This window comes from Prosthecobacter sp., assembly GCF_044373815.1.
In the GTDB taxonomy this organism is placed as follows: domain Bacteria; phylum Verrucomicrobiota; class Verrucomicrobiia; order Verrucomicrobiales; family Verrucomicrobiaceae; genus Prosthecobacter.
The window spans coordinates 1-3,146 of record NZ_JBIPNG010000631.1 but is presented as its reverse complement, the minus strand read 5'-3'; the positions used below and the strand labels follow the sequence as shown (position 1 = coordinate 3,146).

Annotated in this window: 4 protein-coding genes and 1 pseudogene; 2 read left to right on the top strand and 3 right to left on the bottom strand. The window is 60.6% G+C overall.

Annotation, left to right across the window (positions count from 1 at the left end; all coding sequences use genetic code 11):
* A pseudogene (locus ACIREA_RS29415) lies at window positions 1–494 on the top strand (gfo/Idh/MocA family oxidoreductase); the annotation flags it as partial.
* Window positions 495–581: 87 nt separating this feature from the next.
* Here ACIREA_RS29415 and ACIREA_RS29410 read toward each other — a convergent pair.
* The 3 genes from ACIREA_RS29410 to thiD are packed head-to-tail and all read right to left on the bottom strand — an operon-like array spanning window position 582 to window position 2,700.
* The gene (locus ACIREA_RS29410) at window positions 582–791 is read right to left on the bottom strand and encodes a hypothetical protein (RefSeq protein ID WP_397385883.1); all 210 of its coding nucleotides are present in this window, start codon (window positions 789–791) and stop codon (window positions 582–584) included.
* Window positions 791–1,888: a S41 family peptidase gene (locus ACIREA_RS29405; RefSeq protein WP_397385882.1), complete on the bottom strand. Its 1,098-nt coding sequence runs from the start codon at window positions 1,886–1,888 to the stop codon at window positions 791–793. The genes ACIREA_RS29410 and ACIREA_RS29405 overlap by 1 nt, the downstream gene beginning before the upstream one ends.
* Window positions 1,885–2,700 (bottom strand): bifunctional hydroxymethylpyrimidine kinase/phosphomethylpyrimidine kinase, encoded by an 816-nt coding sequence (gene thiD, locus ACIREA_RS29400; protein WP_397385881.1) that lies wholly within the window; start codon window positions 2,698–2,700, stop codon window positions 1,885–1,887. Before thiD ends, ACIREA_RS29405 begins: the two co-directional genes overlap by 4 nt.
* An 86-nt stretch (window positions 2,701–2,786) precedes the next feature.
* Here thiD and ACIREA_RS29395 point away from each other — a divergent pair.
* A partial coding sequence (locus ACIREA_RS29395) for an ApaG domain (protein WP_397385880.1) occupies window positions 2,787–3,146 on the top strand: 360 nt, incomplete at its 3' end.

Here is a 3,146-nt window from a genome sequence, read left to right as displayed (position 1 = left end):
TCACTGGTGCAGGCGTGGGCGTCATCATCGAGTGCGAAGGCGGAACCATCGTGGTGCCGAATTACTCGGGTTGCGTGGTCTTCGACAAGGAAGGCAAGGAGGTGAAGAAGTTCGAAGGCAGCGAAGACCACTTCAAAAACTTCATCAATGCCTGCCGCAGCCGCCGGGTGGACGATTTGAATGCCGACATTCTCGAAGGGCATCTCTCCAGCGCCCTGTGCCACACCGCCAATATCAGTCATCGTCTTGGCCAGAAAGAGAAGCCTGAAGCCATCATGGAAAAGATCAAAGGTGACACCTTCGCCTCCGAAAGCTTCGGGCGCATGCAGGAGCACCTGGGGAAAAACGAGGTCGATATCACCAAAGACCTCCTCACCCTCGGCCCCGTTTTGAAAATGGATGGCAAGACCGAGCGCTTCATTGATCAAGACGCTGCGAACGCGATGCTCAAGGATAAATACCGTGCGCCATTCGTCGTGCCGGATGAGGTGTGACCCATGAGTACGATGGACACTCCTGTCCGTCGATCAGCGCTTACTTTAACACATCAGCCTCCCGCTTACCCATGAGCGGGGGGCACGCTATAAAGCACCCATCATCTCCCCATACGAGAAGTCGCAGACGTGCATGCGCACGCGTACCTGCGCGCCTTCCGCGAGAGGGAAATCCGGCAGCTCTTTCTGGATGGTGCCAAAGATCTCTTTCCCATTTGGCAGCAAGGCGTGGCAGGTGCGCGGACTGATCACACGACGAATCGTGGCGGTGGTTTCAACTCGGGTGATAATATCCATCACTTGGTCACGGGAATGGCACGGCGTGCCGGAGGTTCGTTGGTGGCTGGAGGCTTGCGGTTCCAGTCGATCTTGGCGGATTGAAGCAGGGCGCGTGCTGTGATGAGATCCACCGCGCGCTGCAGCACGGTGTCAGAAGGACGCGGAGCATCCTCGGGCAGAGCCTTGCCGGCGGAGCGCCTCAGGTAGGAGTCGAGTTCGGGATTGGTGTTGGCCACGAGTGCAGCCTCGTTGAAGCGCGCGCGTGGTTTGTCGATGATGGAGCTTTTGACGTCCTTGGCATCAGTGGCGTGAAACACCTGGCGCTTCAAGGTGGTCGGCATGGAGACCGGGAAATCAGGCTGCAGGCCCTTCTTGAACACCGAGCTGTCGTCCGACAGCAGCACCTCGGCGCGGGCAAAGCGCAGGGACCACTCCGCATCCACCGGCACCGTTTCATACCGCACGGCTCCACCGCGTGTGGGGGAACCAATCAAGAGCGCCTGCTTCCGCTGACGCAGCACCGCGGCCATGGTTTCACCCAGATTGTTGGTCTCGTCATCCACGAGGACAAGAAGCTGCTGCGACCACACCGGCTCGCGCACGTTGGTTTCGACTTCTGAGGCCGCCTGCCCCATCTGCTTCATTTTGAAGAGCACTTCGCCTTTGGGCACAAACAGGCTCAGCATGTCCGCCGCATCATTAAAGTTTCCCGGCGGAGCCGGACTGCGCAGATCCAGGATGAGGTGGCTCACCTTTTTAGCCACAAAATCCTGCAGGTGCTTTTCCAGTTCCTTCGTTTCAGTCGGCGTGAATTCGCGGGGGCGCAGGTAGCCAGTCTTGGGCGTCAGTAGTTCTGCCTGCACGCCGGTGAGCGCACCGGATTTGGCCTCGCTGGTGCGGGGCACCAGTTCCGCACCGAAATCAAGACGCTGCAGCAAACCCGAAAGTGCAGCACGGTTCAGCACATCAAAGGTCAGATCGCTGCTGCGGATGTATTCCTTCTGCAGAATCCGAAACGCCGTCTGGATGCCTGCCTGGCTGACGTCCTTCGGCTCCGGGCCGCTGGCGGCGAACACGGAGGAGGTGAAGGTCAAAAGGATGGCGAGTCGTCTCATGCGTCGGTCTGCTGGAGATGATTGAGAGCATGTACGGGCCCTGCGCCAGCACTTTGCCACATGAAATGCTGGGCGATGGCGCGGCTGACGAACTCCTTGGCGGCCGCGACAGCCTCATTCAGCCCCATTTCCTGCGCCAGACAGGTGGCAATGGCGGCGGAAAACGTGCAGCCTGTGCCATGCGTGCGCACCCCCGGCGTGCGCGGGGCGGTGTGCCAGAAAAGTTCGCCGTCCAGGCACAGGACATCGGCGGCATCCCCCTTCAGGTGTCCGCCTTTCACCAGCACAGCGGCATCAAAACGGGTGCTCAGTTCGCGGGCACAGTCTTCCATGGCTTCAAGGTCGGGAACCTCCCGATCCCACAGCACGCGGGCCTCGTCCAGATTCGGCGTGATCAGCGAGGCCAGCGGCAGCAGTTCGTCGATCAAGGTCCGCACGGCGGCGTCTTCCAGCAGCTTGCCTCCGCTGGTGGCGATCATGACCGGGTCCACCACGAGGGGGATGCGCCCATGGCCAAACTGCCGCCAGGTTTCCGCCACCGCATGCACCTGGTCCCGCCCGCCCAGCATGCCGGTCTTCGCAGCGGCAATGGGAAAGCCCCCAAACAGCACTCGAACCTGATCGGCAATGAAATCCGCATCCAGCAGGCGCACCTGCGAAACGAGGCCCGGAGTCTCTGACACCACGCTCGTCAGTGCATTCAGGCCATAGCCCCCGAGGGCTGAAATCGCCTTCAAATCCGCCTGCACCCCCGCTCCGCATGAAGAATCTGAACCTGCAATGGTGAGAACGACGGGAGGGGAGGATGGCATGGTGGCGGTTGGCTGGATGGTACGAGTCCGGCTGCTTTTTGCAAACCCCGGCTTGTGGCATCCTGCGTATGGACTAAACTCATCCCATGAATTTCGATCCGTTGCCAGGACTCACGGTCACGGTGGACAGCATCGCCTACGATCCCACTCGGCCTGCTCCGCCGGACCGGCCGCACCCGTTTGTGTATCATCTCTCGATCCACAACGACTCCCCCGACATTGTGCGCATCTTTGGCCGCAAATGGATCGTGCGTGACACCGACGGCGACACCATGGTTGTCGAGGGCGACGGCGTCGTCGGCCAGTTCCCCAATCTCTCGCCGGGGGAAACCTTCAGCTACAATTCCTACCACGTCATCAAGACCGAAAGCACCGCCACCGGCTCCTTTTTCGGCACCACCCCCGATGGCCGCCGCGTCTGCACCAAGATTCCGCCCATCGAGATG